Genomic DNA, 13,595 nt, shown 5'->3' on the forward strand with positions numbered 1-13,595 from the left:
TGAGTGGCGCGACCGCACCGCGGATGCTTGATGATCATGGAGAGGTGCGGCGGCTGCTAGTCGTCGGCGGGGACCGGGCGGAAGATCTCGCGCACGTCGCGCGGCTCGAACGTCTCGTGAGTCGGCTGCGCCGCCGACACGTGGTCGAGCTGGAACCACCGGCCGGCGTCGGACTCGCGGCTCCAGACCAGCACGAACCAGGCGCCGCGCGAGTGCGCGAACCCGAGCGGCTCGACCTGCTCGGTCAGCGTCTCGCCCATGTCCGTGTCCGTGTCCGTGTCCGTGTCCGAGTCTGCGGGCGCGTGGTCGAGCAGGACGACGCGGTGGTCGCGGATGGCGTCGGCCAGGACGGAGCGGACGGTGTCGTCGTGCGGCGGCTCCGGCTCGCCGGGGCGGATCCAGATGCGCTCGGCGACGGCGGTGACGTCGGCGCGGCGGTCGGGCGCGACCGCACGCAGCACCTTGGCGGCGGCGGACGACCCGGCCGCCGCGAACGGCTGGTCGGGCACCGCCTGCAAACCGACGACGATGGCCAGCGCCTCGTCGGGGGTCAGGCTGAGCGCGCGCTGCCCGGACTGGTCGATGACGTAGCCGCCCTGCGGCCCGCTGGACGCCCTGATCGGCACCCCGGACTGCTGCAACGCGATGACGTCGCGCTTCACCGTGCGCGCGGACACGCCGAGCCGCTCGGCCAGCCACGACGACGTGCGTCCCTGGCGGCCGGCGGCGTGCAGCTCGCGGGCCAGGCTGTCCAGCCGGGTGCTGCGGCTGGCCCGGCCGCCTGCCTCGCCCACGGCGGGTCGCGCGTCGCCGGACGGCCGCGGGCCGCTCGGGGCGCGCCGAGGCGCCGACGGGGTCTCGGCCGGCCGGCGCATGCGCGGCAGCCGGGATGGCGCGTCGGTGGTGTCGTGCTGAGCCGTGGCCTGGCCCTGGCTGCCCATCGCCGGTCCTTCCCGAGCCGGGCTCCTCGGCCCGGCGCACCCCCATGATCAATAGTGTTGCGTCATAGCAAAGCACGTCGCGGGCCCACAGACGCGGCGCTCGCTCGGCGTGGCTCACGAATGCCTCGTCGCGCCCGGGTCGGTTACCGTCTACGTGTGGATGCGAGGCCGGCCGAACTCACCCACATCGGCCCGTACCGGGTGGTCCGCCAGCTCGGTGAGGGCGGCATGGGGGTCGTGTACTTGGCGACCGCTCCGGATGGCCGCGCGGTCGCGGTCAAGACGCTGCGGCCGTGGCTCGTCGGCGGCACCGACGGCCGGCGCCGGTTCGAGCGCGAGGTCGCCACGCTGGTCCGGGTGCGCGGCGCCCAGGTCGCGGAGGTGCTCGACGCCGACGTCGCGGCCGAGCCGCCGTACATCGTCACCCGGTTCGTCGACGGCGTCCCGCTGAGCGCGTGGGTGTCCGAGCACGGGCCGCTGGCCGCCGCCGACCTGCGCATCCTCGCGCGCGGCCTGCTCGAGGCGCTGACGTCCGTGCACGAGGCCGGCGTCGTGCACCGCGACATCAAGCCCGGCAACGTCATGCTCGCCGCCGGCGGCCCGGTGCTGATCGACTTCGGCATCGCGCACGCCACCGACGACACCCGGCTCACCGCCACCGGCCTGATCTCCGGTACGCCCGGCTACTTCGCCCCCGAGACCGTCCTCGGCCGCGACCCGACGCCGGCGACCGACGTGCACGCCTGGGCGGCGACGCTCACCTACGCCGCGACCGGCCGGGCGCCGTACGGCGGCGGCCCCGACCTCGCCGTCCTCGACCGCATCCGGCGTGGCGAACACGACCTCACCGGCGTCGAGCCGTGGCTCGCCGCGGTGCTCGACGCCGCGCTGCACCCGGACCCGGCCCGCCGCCCCGGCGTCCCCGCGCTGGTGCACGCCATCGGCTCCGGCGAGCCGCCGACGATCGCCGCCGCGCCACCGGCCGTCGGCGAGCCGCCCACCGTCGCGGCGCCGCCGGCCCTCGACGACACCGCGGTCATCGCGCCGGTGCCGCCGCCCCCGCTGCCGGTCACGGCCGCGCCGCCGCCCTACGTCCCGCCGACCCAGGTGCAGCCGCCGCCGTTGCCGGGCTACGAGCGGCGGGGGCGCGACCCGCGGGCCCGCGAACAGCAGCCGCAGAAGCCGTCGCCGCTGGCGCCGCCGCCGCGCCCGGGCGGCGAGTCACTCGCGCCGGGCAGCTGGCGGTCCCGGCTGGCCATCGGCCTGGGCGGGCTGTTGCTGGTGTTCCTCGTCGCGGCCGCTCCGTACGCCGGCGCCGTCGCCGCGCTGGCGATCCTGCTGACCGGCCGCATCGTCTGGCGCATCCAGCGGCGGCTGTTCGAGCGGCGCGAGGTCCGTGGCTCCCAGCGCAACGACTCCGTGGTGGCGGCGCTGGCCGCGCCGTGGGACATCGTGGCCGCGGCCCTGCCGTGCCTGGCTCAGCTGGTAGTCGCCGCGCTCGGCGCGCTGCTGGTCGGCGGCCTCTTGGACCTGCTCGACGTCGGCGGCACCCGCACGCCGTCCATCGCGGCGGCCGTCGTGGCCACCTGGCTGGTGTGGCGCGGGCCCGGCACGGTGCGCAGCCGGCACGGCATCCGGGCGATTCTCGCCCCGCTGGACCGCTCGCGCGAACTGGCGTGGGTGGTGCTCGGCGTACTGTTCGTCGCCGCGTGCGGCGCGGTGCTCGTCTTCGACTCGTTCGGGGCCGGTTGGTGGCCGGCCGACCTCTCGTTGAACGACCTGAGCCGGTGGCGCGGCTGAAGATCCACTGGTGACAAGGCGATGCGTGTGACACGTCACAGAGTGTTCACCGTTTAGCATTCGACCGTTCGCCTACGTCCGACAGAGGAGTTTCGTGCGCTTCTCCCCACGAGACAACGCCTTCTTCGATTTGTTCGCCGCCTCCGCGCGCAACCTGCGCGAGGGCGTCCGCCTGCTGTCCGAGGCCCTCGCCTCCGACTCCGACCGGGCCGACATCGCGGTCCGGCTCAAGGAGGTCGAGCACCAGGGTGACGAACACACGCACGAGATCGTCCGGCGGGTGAACTCCACGTTCGTGACACCGTTCGACCGCGAGGACATCTACCGGCTGGCCGGTGGGCTGGACGACGTGCTCGACGACGTCGAGGCCGCGCTCGATCTCATGGTGCTGTACCGCGTGGGCGACCTGCCGTCCGGCGTGGGCGACCTCGTCGACGTCCTGGACCGCGCGGCCGAGCTGACCGCCGACGCGATGCCGCGGCTGCAGACCCCGTCGGAGCTGACCGACTACTGGATCGAGGTCAACCGCCTGGAGAACCAGGCCGACCAGGACTACCGGCGGCTGCTGGCGCGGATCTTCTCCGGCGAGTACGACGCGCTGACGGTGCACAAGCTCAAGGACGTCATCAGCACGCTGGAGTCCGCGGTCGACGGCTTCGAGACGGTGGCCAACATCGTCGAGCAGATCGCCATCAAGGAGTCGTGAGCGGGTGGAGCTCGCGCTCATCCTGACGGTGATCGTCGTCGCGTTGTCGTTCGACTACACCAACGGGTTCCACGACGCTGCCAACGCGATCGCCACGTCGGTGTCCACCCGGGCACTCACGCCGCGGGCGGCGCTGCTGATGGCCGCGTCGATGAACCTGGTCGGCGCGTTCCTCGGCACCGGCGTCGCACAGACCGTCGGCGCCGGCATCATCGAGGCGCCGGACGGCGACAGCGGCCTGCTGGTGGTGCTCGCGGCGCTGGTCGGAGCGATCGTCTGGAACCTCATCACGTGGTGGTTCGGCCTGCCGTCGTCGTCGTCGCACGCGCTCATCGGCGGTCTGATCGGCGCGGCCATCGCGTCGGCGAACACGGTGAAGTGGCCCGGCATCTTCGAGAAGGTCGTCATCCCGATGGTGGTGTCGCCGATCGTCGGGTTCGTGCTGGCGTTCCTGGTGATGACGGCGATCCAGTGGATCTTCCGGCGGTCCAATCCGGGCCGGGTCAACCGCGGCTTCCGGATGGCGCAGACGCTCAGCGCCGCCGCCATGGCGCTCGGCCACGGTCTGCAGGACGCCCAGAAGACCATGGGCGTCATCACGCTGGCGCTCGTGGTGGGGCACTATCAGACCGGCTTCCACGTCCAGTGGTGGGTCATCGTGCTGGCGGCGACGGCGCTCGCGGCGGGCACGTACGCGGGCGGCTGGCGGATCATGCGCACCCTGGGCCGGCGGATCGTCCACCTCGACCCGCCGATGGGGTTCGCGGCGGAGTCCGTGGCGGCCGGCGTCCTGTACACGACCGCGTTCGCCTACCACGCCCCGATCTCGACCACCCAGACCATCACCTCCGCCGTCATCGGTGTCGGCTCGACGAAACGGCTGTCGGCGGTGCGCTGGGGCGTCGCCGGGAACATCGTCACCGCCTGGGTGCTCACCATCCCGATGTCGGGTCTGGCGGCCGCACTCTGCTACGGACTCCTCCATCTGCTCCCAGGGCTCAGTTCTCTCTGACGGCCTGGGCGTGCCTCACGAATGACCGGGTCTGGGGTCGTGGGACACGGGAGTTGGACGATGCTTCCTGGCGGCGAGCGGTCGGTGATCATTCGAGTCGGCCGCATTCCGGCGCCTGGCCGCCGATCTCTCGTGGCGCTCGGGCCCGATCCGCGGGTCCGTGCTCGGGCTCGGCGGCGCGGTCGGCTTGGTCTGCTGGTGGACCGGCGTTTCGTGGGCCGGGTGGACGTGTGTTGGGTTCGTGCCGTTCGCCGTCCCCCTGCTGCCCATGTTCTCAGCCGCGCAACCGCGCCTCCAGCGGACTGACGGGCGCTTCGCGCCGACGAGACCGCTCGACCCACGGCCGCACGGTCGACGAACTGGCAGCTATCAGGGGGACGGGCGAGTCTGGACACACCTCGGGCTCCGCTGGCGTGGTCCCGGAGTCCGCCCGCCGACCCGTGGCCCCACACGACCGCCGCCCCCGGGCCAACCCTCCCGGAAATGATCACGTTCAGCAGGTGTGCTCCCGCTCCACCAGGCATGCATGCCTCGCAGAGCGAACACAGTCCTAGGCATGGCCCCCGAATCGCCGGAGAATCTCACTCTGTGGACACCACACCTGCCACGACGGGCACCGGTGGAGCTGAAGCGACGGCCGCCGACAATCCGGCCCACGTCCACGAACGACCGTGACGACGGCCTGCGGAGCACGAGGTGTGCCCAGACTCGCCCCGTCCCCCTGGCAGGCGCCAGTTCTCAGACTGCGCGGCCGTGGGTCAAGCGGTCACCGTCGGCTGCGGAGCACGAGGTGCGCCCCACACCTTCCCTGTCCCCCTGATAGCTGCCAGCTCTTAGACCGTGCGGCCGTGGGTCAAGCGGTCATCGCCGGCGCGAAGCGCCCCAGCAGGTCCGCTTGAGGCGCGGCCGCGCGGCTAAGAGAATGGGCAGCAGGGGGACGACCAACGGTCACGCCACGCCAACGGCACGAACCCACGGCGAACCGAACCCCGAACCCCCGCAACGCCCCGACGGTCGCCAGGCCACCGCACCGCCGATCCCGCCGCTGACCACCGGCGATGCGACCACCTGCGCGACGCGCGATCCGTGGTTCGTGGCCGTCCCAGGCGCTACTCGCCAGGGCCGACGTCGGGATCGGCCCGCGAGCCTCGTTCCGCGGCCAGGGGCGGGCGGCATCGCACGGCGGACTCGGTCGCCGGAGCGTCGCTCGTCGAGGCGGAGACCCGGGGGAGTCGCACCCGAGGCCTTGACAGCACCGAGTGATCAACGACAGACTCGACCGCGGTAAGCGCTTTCCGATCGTCCTGACCCCAGCCTGGACGGAGTCCCGAATGCGCCGATCAAGCCTGCTCTCAGCCCTGTCCGCCAGCATTCTGGCGCTCGCTCTCGCGGGTGCGCCGCCGACGGCGGCCGCACCCGATCCGCCACCCGACGTCACCGTGGAAGCGCAGTTCCGCGCCCTCGTCTTCGCCAAGGTGACCGGCGAGCCCGCCGAGCCGGTCGCGGCCGGCTCGGCGCTCATCCAGGAACTCGGGGCCGAGCACGACTTCGAGGTGGTGGTCGACGACTCCACCGAGCTGTTCACCGACGAGGACCTCGCCGGGTTCGACGTCGTCGTCTTCAACAACACGTCGTCCGACGGCGCCCTGCTCTCCGAGGAGGAGCGGGCCGCGTTCACCCGCTACATCCAGAACGGCGGCGGCTACGTCGGCCTGCATGCCGCGGCCGCGTCCGAGCCGGACTGGGAGTGGTACGGCGGCCTGGTCGGCGCCAGGGTCAGCGGTCACGCCGACCTCGGCGAGGCGGGCGAGACGCTGCCCGGCCGCATCGAGGTGCTGGACCGGGTGCACCCCTCGACCAGCGAGCTGCCGCAACTCTGGGAGCGCTCGGAGGGCTGGGTCAACCTGGACGCCGACCCGACCGGCGCCGTGCACGTGCTGGCCGAGGTGAAGCTGCGCGACGGCATCCCCGGGCTGAGCTCCGGCCTGAACCACCCGTTCTCCTGGTGCCAGGTCTACGACGGCGGCCGGTCCTGGTACACCGCCGGCGGCCACGACGAGGCGGCGTTCGCGGAACCGGAGTTCGCCGGCCATCTGCTCGGCGGTCTCACCTGGGCGGCCGGTGCCGTGCCGGGCGACTGCGGCGCGACCGACGCCGAGAGCTTCGCCATCACGCAGCTCACCGACGACCTCGCCGACCCGTTCGAGTTGGAGGTGCTGCCGGATCGCCGGGTCATGTACATCCAGCGCACCGGGCAGTTCAAGCTGATCGACCAGACGACGCTCGAGGTCACCACCGTCGGCGACCTGGAGCTCGGGCTCAGCACGGCCCGGCACTCCGACGGGCTCACCGGCTTCGCGCTGGACCCGGACTTCGCCGAGAACGGCTGGGTCTACGCGATGTACTCCGACCCGGACGTGGCGAAGATCAACATCTCCCGGTTCACCTTCGACTTCGAGACGTCGCAGCTGGACATGGCGTCCGAGAGCCGGCTGCTGGACTTCCCGACCTGGCGCGACATCGGCCTGGCCAACGTCCACATGGGCGGCGCCGTCGAGTTCGGGCCGGACGGCAGCCTCTACGCCTCGATGGGCGACAACACCGACTTCTCGCAGTCGAACAACTACGCGCCGATCGACGAGCGGCCGGACCGCGCGGCCTGGGACGCCCAGGCGACGTCGGCCAACACCAACGACCTGCGCGGCAAGGTGATCCGGATCGTCCCGACCGACGACGGCGGATACGCCATCCCGGACGGCAACCTGTTCCCGGAGTCTGCGGACGCCGACGACAAGACCCGGCCGGAGATCTACGCGATGGGGTTCCGCAACCCGTTCCGCATGACGGTCGACCAGCAGACCGGCGACGTGCTCGTCGCCGACTACGGGCCGGACGCCACGCAGGCCAACCCGGCGCGCGGACCGGAGGGCCTGGTCGAGTGGAATGTCGTCAGTGAGGCCGGCAACTACGGCTGGCCGCACTGCGTCGGCAACAATCTCGCCTACATCGACTACGACTTCGCCACGGGCCGGTCCGGTGAGCCGTTCGACTGCGTCGGCGGCCCGGTCAACGACTCGCCGCACAACACCGGCCTGCAGCAGCTCCCGCCGGTGCAGGAGGCGTACGTCTGGTACGGCTACGGCACCTCGCCGAACTTCCCCGAACTGGGCAGCGGCGGTGCGGCACCGATGAGCGGCCCCGTCTACGACTACGACCCCGATCTGGAGTCCGACACCAAGTTCCCCGAGTACTACGACGGCAAGTGGTTCGTCTTCGAGTACGCCCGGAGCTGGTACAAGACGTTCACCCGGGTCGAGGCGGACCAGTCGTTCGAGGACGAGCGGTTCGCCCCGGTCGAGGCCGGTGACCTGCTCTCGATCAACCCGGTGTTCGGCGGCACCACGTTCCGCGGCGCGTTCGACGCGACGTTCGGCCCGGACGGATCGCTCTACGTCATCGACTTCGGCTCCGGGAGCGGGGCCGGGCGCGGCGACGTCAACGAGGGCGCCGGCATCTACCGCATCGACTACGTGGGCGGTGACCGGCCGCCCACCCCGAAGGCGTCCGGCACGCCGACGTCGGGGCAACTGCCGCTGACCGTGCAGTTCTCCAGCGAGGGCACCGAGCACTCCGCCGGCCTGCCGATGACCTTCCACTGGTCCTTCGGCGACGGCACCACCTCGGACGAGCCGAACCCGTCGCACGTCTACACCGAGGCGGGCAACTACACCGCGCTGCTCACCGTCACCGACAGCCGGGACCGCAGTTCGGTGGCCGCGGTGCGGATCTCGGCCGGCAACACCCGGCCGGAGGTCGGGTTCAGCTGGCCACCGCACGGCGGCTTCTTCGACTGGGGTGACGAGGTCGCCTACGACGTCACGGTCGACGACGTCGAGGACGGCAGCATCGCCGACGGCTCGATCGAGTGCGGCGCCGTCACCGTCGGGGCGCTGCTCGGGCACGACCAGCACGCGCACCCGCTGGACAACTACCCGCACTGCACGGGGACGATCCCGACCATCACCGATGGCGGGCACGGCCAGGAGACCAACCTCTACTACGTGCTCGAGGCCAGCTTCACCGACGCGGGCGCTCCGGGCGTCGAGCCGCTGACCGGCGGCGACGCGGTCCGGCTCAACCCGAAGCGACGTGAGGCCGAGCACTACGCCGCGAGCCAGGGCGTCCAGATCTTCGAGCGGCCGCTGGCCAGCGCGCGGGCGCGGGTCGGCAGCATCTCGCATGGCGACTGGATCAGGTTCGACACGGTGAACCTGACGAACATCGAGTCGCTCACCGTCGGGGCCTCGTCGGCCGCGCACGGCGGCACCATCGAGGTGCGCCGCGACGCACCCGACGGCGACCTGCTGGGCTCGGTGGACGTGCCGGTGACCGGCAACGTCGACACCGTCGTCGAGCGGACCACCGACCTGGTGGACCCGGGCGCGACGTTCGACATCTACCTGGTGTTCCGCAACGACGCGGTCGGCGCGGGCGGGCCGGACCTGCTGGCGCTGGACTGGCTGAGGTTCAACGGCGACGGCGTCAGCGTGCCGCAGGCGCCGTGCGGGGACGGCGGCGTCGACGAGTTCGACGGCGACGCGTTGAACCTGTCCTGCTGGTCGTCGATCGTCCGCCACGACCCGGCCGGCTACCAGGTGGCCGACGGCCGGTTGGTGCTGCCGACGGCGCACGGCGAGCTGACCGGCTCCCGCGCCGATGCGAAGAACCTCGTCATGCGGCCGGCGCCGGACGGCGGCTGGACCGCCACCACCCGGGTCACCGCCGACGTGAGCACCGCGTTCCAGCAGGCCGGCCTCGTGCTGCACGCCGGCGACGCGAACTTCGCCAAGGTGGTCGTGATGGCCCGGCCGGACGGCAGCCGGCGGATGTCGTTCTTCACCGTCGCCGGCGGGCAGGAACGCAACACCTCCGCCGACTACGTCGCGCTGCCGGCCGACTTCCCGGACACGTTCGACCTGCGGCTGGTCAGCGACGGGCTGGAGGTGACGGCGGAGTATTCGGCCGACGGTGAGCAGTGGACGCCGGTGGGCCGCCCGTACGGCCTGGGCGCGGGGTCGACGTGGAACGTCGGCGTGCTCGCGTTGTCCGGCGGCAACGGCGACCCGAACATCCCCGTCGTCGACGCCGCGTTCGACCGGTTCGAGCTGACCGAGTCCGAGCCGCAGGTCTGCCCGGACCCCGAGCCGGCCGACGGCTTCACCGCCCTCTGGGACGGGAAGACGCTGGACGGCTGGGCGATGGTCGGCAACGGGTCGTTCACCGTCACGTCGGACTGCACCCTGCTCAGCCGGGGTTCCGGCGGCCTGCTGTGGTACACGCCGCAGGCCTTCGGCGACTTCCACCTGCGGCTGCAGTACAAGATGAACAATCCGTCCGACAACTCCGGGGTGTTCCTGCGCTTCCCGGCGCCGCTGGACTGGCAGGGCCCGTGGGTCCGTCAGCCCGACGACAGCGTGCGGGGCTACGAGGCGCAGATCCACGACGACCCGGGCGGCGGTGACCCGCAGAAGACCGGCTCGATCTACAACTTCGCCACGATCACCGACGTCCTGGCCAACCCGATCGGCGAGTGGAACACCTACGAGATCCGCGCCGTCGGGCAGACCTACACGGTCTGGCTGAACGGGGAGCTGGTGAACACCTACACCGGCGACGGGAGCCGGGCGCTCGAGGGCCACATCGGGTTCCAGAACCACCACGACGGCTCCGACGTCGAGATCCGCGACGTCTGGGTGGCGCCGGTGGAGGGCGCCTGCCCGCAGCCGGACCCGCGGGCGACGGTCGTCGTCGGGACGGTGGACAGCGCCGTGCCGAACCGCGCGGCCGCCGACGGCTGCACCATCAACGACCTCATCGAGGAGGACCGCGACTGGGGATCCTCGGGCGCGTTCCTCCGGCACGTCGGTGAGGTGCTGGACCAGCTGGTCGCGGACGGCGTGATCGATGCTCGGGAGAGCAGCGCGATCCGGCGGGCGGCAGCCCAGTCCGGCATCGGCAGGGTCGGTGCGGTCGCACTGCGCTGACGCCGCGCCGGAATGATCACGTCAAGTTGGCTGCCTCCCGCTTCCCCAGGCATGCATTCCTGGGGAAGCGGGAGCAGTCCAACTCAACGTGATCATTCTCGGGCGGGACGGTCAGCCGAAGCGGCCGGAGACGTAGTCCTCGGTGGCCTTCACGGTCGGGTTGGTGAAGATCTTGGTGGTGTCGTCCATCTCGATCAGCTTGCCGGGCTTGCCGGTGCCGGCGATGTTGAAGAACGCCGTGCGGTCGCTGACCCGGGCGGCCTGCTGCATGTTGTGGGTGACGATGACGATCGTGTAGTTCTTCTTCAGCTCGCCGATGAGGTCCTCGATGGCCAGCGTCGAGATCGGGTCGAGCGCCGAGCACGGCTCGTCCATCAGCAGCACGTCGGGCTGGACGGCGATGGCGCGCGCGATGCACAGCCGCTGCTGCTGGCCGCCGGAGAGACCGGAGCCGGGCTTGTCGAGGCGGTCCTTGACCTCGTTCCACAGGTTGGCGCCCTGGAGCGAACGCTCGACGATGTCCTTGGCGTCGCTCTTGCTCAGCCGGTTGCTGTTGAGCTTCATGCCGGCCAGCACGTTGTCGCGGATGGACATGGTCGGGAACGGGTTGGGCCGCTGGAACACCATGCCGACCTGGCGCCGGACCGTGACCGGGTCGACGTTGGACCCGTAGAGGTCCTCGCCGTCGAGCATGACCTTGCCCTCGACCCGTGCACCCGGGATGACCTCGTGCATGCGGTTGAGGGTGCGGATGAAGGTGGACTTCCCGCAGCCGGACGGGCCGATGAAGGCCGTGACCGAGCGGGGTTCGATGGCCATCGACACGCCCTCGACGGCCAGGAAGCTGCCGTAGTAGACGTTCAGATCGCCGACGTCGATGCGCTTCGAAGTGCCAGTCATGAGGTCCTCTATCTCTTTCAGCGGCCGGTCTTCGGGGCGAACAGGCGGGCGATGAGCCGGGCGACCAGGTTGAGCAGCATGACGATCAGGATGAGCGTCAACGCCGCGGCCCACGCCCGATCGAAGCTCGGCTGCGGCGACGAGCCGGACAGCGGACGCATGGCCTGACTGTAAACGTACGCCGGAAGCGACATCATCCAGTCGGAGAACGGGTTGCTGTTGATCGACGACGTGAAGCCCGCGGTGACGATGAGCGGCGCCGTCTCGCCGACGACGCGGGCGATGGCCAGCGTGACACCGGACGCGATGCCGGAGATGGCGGTCGGGATGACCACCCGGACGATGGTGCGCCACTTCGGCACACCCAGCGCGTACGCGGCCTCGCGCAGCTCGTTCGGGACGATCCGCAGCATCTCCTCGCTGGACCGCACGACCACCGGGATCATCAGCACCGACAGCGCGACGGCGCCGGCGAAGCCGTTGCGGGTGCCGACGCCGAACAGCACCGCGAACAGCGCCGCGGCGAACAGGCCCGCGACGATCGACGGGATGCCGGTCATGACGTCGACGAAGAACGTGATCGACCGGGCCAGCCGGCCGCGGCCGTACTCGACCAGGTAGACCGAGGTGAGCAGGCCGATCGGCACCGAGATGATCGTGGCCAGTCCGGTGATGAGGAAGGTGCCGAGGATGGCGTGGTACGCCCCGCCGATGAACGGCGCGGCGCCCTCGAGCGCCTGCTGGTCGTTCAGGCCGGTGACGTTGCGCATCGACGTGGTGAGGAAGTCGACGCTGAACCGCGGCAGGCCGTTGTCGAGCACCGACCAGATGACCGAGATCAGCGGCACCAGCGCGATGCCGAACGCGGTGTAGACGAGCGCGGTGACCAGCTTGTCGGTGGCCTTGCGCCGGCCCTCGACCACCGCGGACAGCGCGGTGTTGACGACCAGGAACACCAGCACCGAGAGCACGGCGAACGAGACGACCGAGAACCCGCCGAACAGCGCGGACAGGCCGGCGCCGGCCGCGAACGACAGGACCAGGACGAGCTGGGTGGTGCGGCGGGGCAGCTGGTTGCGCGCCAGCGAGCTGCTGCCGGCGGGCGGCGCGGGCTTGGTAGCGACGGACATCAGTTGGCCCCCGAGAACTCACTGCGGCGCGACACGATCCAGCGGGCGAACATGTTCACGGCCAGCGTGATGGCGAACAGCACCAGGCCGGCGGCGATCAGCGTGTTGGTCTTGAGCCCCGACGACTCGGGGAAGTCCAGCGCGATCTCCGCGGCGATGGTGTTGTTACCGGCGGTGACCATGGACCAGGTGAAGCCGCCGGTCGAGAGCACCATGGCGACGGCCATCGTCTCGCCGAGCGCGCGGCCCAGGCCGAGCATGATGCCGGAGATGATCCCCGGACGGCCGAACGGGATGACCGCCATGCGGATCATCTCCCAGCGGGTGGCGCCGAGAGCCAGCGCGGCCTCCTCGTGCAGCGTCGGTGTCTGCAGGAAGACCTCGCGCGCGATGGCGGTGATGATCGGCAGGATCATCACCGCCAGCACCAGGCCGGCCGTCATCATGGTGCGGCCGGTGGCCGAGGCCGGGCCGGTGAAGATCGGGATGAAGCCGAGGTTGTCGGCCAGCCAGGACCAGGCCGGCTGCACCTGCGGCGCCAGCCACTGGATCCCCCACAGGCCGAAGACGACGCTGGGGATGGCGGCGAGCAGGTCGACGATGTAGCCGAGGCCCTGCGCCAGCCGGCGCGGTGCGTAGTGCGAGATGAACAGCGCGATGCCCAGCGCCAGCGGCGTCGCCACGATCAGCGCGATGACCGCCGCCGCCAGCGTGCCGAAGACCAGCGGCCAGACGTAGGAGAAGAAGCCCTCGCCGCCGTCGATCTCCGAGGAGTCGGCCGTGAACGTGGGCAGCGCCTCCCGGACGAGGAAGGCGGCCACGCCGGCGAGGATGACCAGGATCAGGATGCCCGCGACCTGCGCGGACCGGGAGAAGATGCGGTCGCCTGGGCGCGCCTTGGCCCGCGGCGTGGTGGCGGGCCGCTCGGCCGGCGGTGGTTTGGCGGTGGTGGTCACGGCGTCAGCTCCGGGTCGTGGAGGTCTCGCGGTTCAAGCCGGTGGTCGTGCGGACGCCGGGCGGTCCGTCCCGCAAGGGACGAGCCGCCCGGCGACGTGGAACTCC

8 protein-coding genes are annotated in these 13,595 nt (G+C 71.4%); 4 read left to right on the forward strand and 4 right to left on the reverse strand.

Annotation, left to right across the window (positions count from 1 at the left end; all coding sequences use genetic code 11):
• Positions 1–56 precede the first annotated feature (56 nt).
• Positions 57–941: a helix-turn-helix transcriptional regulator gene (locus DZA62_RS00570; RefSeq protein ID WP_116946859.1), complete on the reverse strand. Its 885-nt coding sequence runs from the start codon at positions 939–941 to the stop codon at positions 57–59.
• A gap of 156 nt (positions 942–1,097) precedes the next feature.
• Here DZA62_RS00570 and DZA62_RS00575 point away from each other — a divergent pair, with 156 nt between their 5' ends.
• From DZA62_RS00575 to DZA62_RS00590, 4 genes are all read left to right on the forward strand, one after another.
• Positions 1,098–2,741 (forward strand): serine/threonine-protein kinase, encoded by a 1,644-nt coding sequence (locus DZA62_RS00575; protein WP_157987387.1) that lies wholly within the window; start codon positions 1,098–1,100, stop codon positions 2,739–2,741.
• A gap of 94 nt (positions 2,742–2,835) precedes the next feature.
• Complete coding sequence (locus DZA62_RS00580) at positions 2,836–3,447, forward strand: DUF47 domain-containing protein (protein ID WP_116946861.1); 612 nt, start codon at positions 2,836–2,838, stop codon at positions 3,445–3,447.
• A gap of 4 nt (positions 3,448–3,451) precedes the next feature.
• Complete coding sequence (locus tag DZA62_RS00585; protein ID WP_116946862.1) at positions 3,452–4,459, forward strand: inorganic phosphate transporter; 1,008 nt, start codon at positions 3,452–3,454, stop codon at positions 4,457–4,459.
• Positions 4,460–5,790: 1,331 nt separating this feature from the next.
• Positions 5,791–10,503 carry a ThuA domain-containing protein gene (locus DZA62_RS00590; RefSeq protein ID WP_116946863.1) on the forward strand — a complete coding sequence of 1,571 codons (4,713 nt, stop codon included), beginning with the start codon at positions 5,791–5,793 and terminating at the stop codon, positions 10,501–10,503.
• 111 nt (positions 10,504–10,614) lie between these two features.
• Here the strand turns inward: DZA62_RS00590 and pstB are convergent, their stop codons facing one another.
• Genes pstB through pstC form a run of 3 tightly spaced genes read right to left on the reverse strand, consistent with a single transcriptional unit; the run spans position 10,615 to position 13,489 of the window.
• Positions 10,615–11,403 (reverse strand): phosphate ABC transporter ATP-binding protein PstB, encoded by a 789-nt coding sequence (gene pstB, locus DZA62_RS00595; RefSeq protein WP_116946864.1) that lies wholly within the window; start codon positions 11,401–11,403, stop codon positions 10,615–10,617.
• Between the two features lie 17 nt (positions 11,404–11,420).
• A complete protein-coding gene (gene pstA, locus DZA62_RS00600; RefSeq protein WP_116946865.1) occupies positions 11,421–12,533 on the reverse strand; it encodes a phosphate ABC transporter permease PstA in 1,113 nt (370 codons plus the stop codon).
• Positions 12,533–13,489: a phosphate ABC transporter permease subunit PstC gene (gene pstC / locus DZA62_RS00605; protein WP_116946866.1), complete on the reverse strand. Its 957-nt coding sequence runs from the start codon at positions 13,487–13,489 to the stop codon at positions 12,533–12,535. The genes pstA and pstC overlap by 1 nt, the downstream gene beginning before the upstream one ends.
• Between the last annotated feature and the right edge of the window lie 106 nt (positions 13,490–13,595).

This window comes from Jiangella endophytica (assembly GCF_003427025.1).
Classification (GTDB): domain Bacteria; phylum Actinomycetota; class Actinomycetes; order Jiangellales; family Jiangellaceae; genus Jiangella; species Jiangella endophytica.

Bases quoted from the DNA above. Each gene is read 5' to 3' on its own strand.
- DZA62_RS00570 (WP_116946859.1), bottom strand. From the start codon at position 941: ATGGGCAGCCAGGGCCAGGCCACGGCTCAGCACGACACCACCGACGCG.
- DZA62_RS00590 (WP_116946863.1), top strand. From the start codon at position 5,791: ATGCGCCGATCAAGCCTGCTCTCAGCCCTGTCCGCCAGCATTCTGGCG.
- pstB (WP_116946864.1), bottom strand. From the start codon at position 11,403: ATGACTGGCACTTCGAAGCGCATCGACGTCGGCGATCTGAACGTCTAC.
- pstA (WP_116946865.1), bottom strand. From the start codon at position 12,533: ATGTCCGTCGCTACCAAGCCCGCGCCGCCCGCCGGCAGCAGCTCGCTG.